Genomic DNA, 608 nt, shown 5'->3' with positions numbered 1-608 from the left:
ACTTTTCAAGCACGCTAGTTAAAGCTATGCCCTTTAGGGCAAGACTTTAGTTGCTACTCCCTTTCGGTAGCTTTGCCAGATGCAGCAGGCCCGCACTGGCAGTCATTCGGTTCATAAGTTACAGGTTCATATCGTGTGGAGCACGAAATACCGGTATCAGGTTCTCACGGGCGATGTGCAAGTGCGTTGCCGCGACCTACTGCGGCAGACGTGCAACGTGCTGGACGTGCAAATCTTGAAAGGGGTGGTGAGCAAAGACCACATCCATTTGCACGTCTCGTATCCTCCCTCACTGAGTCTGAGTGAGTTGGTCCGTCGCTTAAAGGGGCGCAGTGCGAAGCTGCTCTTGCAGGAGTTTTCCGAATTAAAACGTCGCTACTGGGGTGGCCATTTCTGGGGCATTGGCTACGGCGCCTGGAGTGTGGGCAATATCACAGATGAAGTGTTGGAAGCGTATTTGAATCATCACAAAGAGAAACCAAATGGGGAGGAGAATTTCATTCTGGAATAACCCACTTTCAGTGGTTTCTTTCAGTCGGCTTTAGCCGAAACCCGCGAATTCCATTCGCAACCCAAACCTATGGACTTCCAGTCCATAGTCGTTTAGT

The 608-nt window shown here is 50.5% G+C and carries 1 protein-coding gene; it reads left to right on the top strand.

The window, feature by feature from the left end:
- Nucleotides 1-79 precede the first annotated feature (79 nt).
- Complete coding sequence (gene tnpA / locus BEN47_RS02175; protein WP_070724613.1) at nt 80-511, top strand: IS200/IS605 family transposase; 432 nt, start codon at nt 80-82, stop codon at nt 509-511.
- Nucleotides 512-608: the final 97 nt, after the last annotated feature.

Origin of the sequence: Hymenobacter lapidarius (genome assembly GCF_001816145.1) — a bacterium.
Taxonomy (GTDB): Bacteria; Bacteroidota; Bacteroidia; order Cytophagales; family Hymenobacteraceae; genus Hymenobacter; species Hymenobacter lapidarius.
Note: the sequence above shows the minus strand (reverse complement) of the source record. Positions and strands in the feature narration are given on the sequence as shown.